This window comes from Candidatus Hydrogenedentota bacterium, assembly GCA_016791475.1.
Classification (GTDB): Bacteria; Hydrogenedentota; Hydrogenedentia; order Hydrogenedentales; family JAEUWI01; genus JAEUWI01.
Map to the genome: position 1 here is coordinate 1 of JAEUWI010000170.1, position 798 is coordinate 798.

Consider the following 798-nt stretch of genomic DNA (forward strand, 5'->3'; position numbering starts at 1 on the left):
TCCCTCCAATCTGGTTCGAAAAGTATTTGCAGATCTTCGGGAATTCGGCAGCGTAAAACGAGCCATTCTGGGCGTGCGAATTGATGACGTCACCGACGCCATGGCCCGGGAAATGAGACTCCCCTCCCCTACCGGCGTATTTATCAGCGATGTCACAGCGGGCAGCAGCGCACAACAAGCGGGATTAAAGGCCGGCGATGTGATCATCAGTATTAACAGCGTGCGTACGGGTTCGGTACCTGAGCTTCAGGAGCAGATCGCCCTGTATCGCCCTGGCGACCGTATCAGCCTGGAGTATATTCGCGACGGCAAAAAAATCACCAAGGAGAACCTCGAATTAAAAGGCCTTGACCGCACGGCGTCGACGTTTAGGAGGTAATTACGAATTACGAATTACGAATTACGAATTACGATTTGCGATTAGGAATGGGGTTTTCTTACAAGCGGTAGGGGGTTAGGGCTTCTGCGATAATTCGGTCGTTAGAGAGGCGGGGTACTTTGTTTTGGCCGCCGAGTTTGCCTTGAGTTTTCATATAATCGCGGAAGGCATCCCTTTTCAATGGGCGAATCACCAATGGGCGGAGGATATTTCCTTCGACGAGGTCCTTGTAGTAGATATTTTGCAGCATCATATTGGTATCGACGCTTGCTTCCAGGGCGGAGATATCGGGGGGGAGATTGTCAAACTCCACAAACCATTCGTGGTAGGGTTTTCCTCCTTCGGGGGGATTGACCTGGGGGGCCACCGTAAATTCGACGATTCGGATACCTTGTTGGTTGGCTACTTGAAGCAGGGCT

2 protein-coding genes are annotated in these 798 nt (G+C 51.5%); one reads left to right on the plus strand and one right to left on the minus strand.

Annotation, left to right across the window (positions count from 1 at the left end; genetic code table 11):
- The coding region (locus JNK74_28500; GenBank protein MBL7650129.1) for a PDZ domain-containing protein at positions 1–379 on the plus strand (379 nt) is incomplete at its 5' end.
- Positions 380–437: 58 nt separating this feature from the next.
- On the opposite strand, the gene JNK74_28505 is transcribed toward JNK74_28500, so the two are convergent.
- The coding region (locus JNK74_28505) for a GH3 auxin-responsive promoter family protein (GenBank protein MBL7650130.1) at positions 438–798 on the minus strand (361 nt) is incomplete at its 5' end.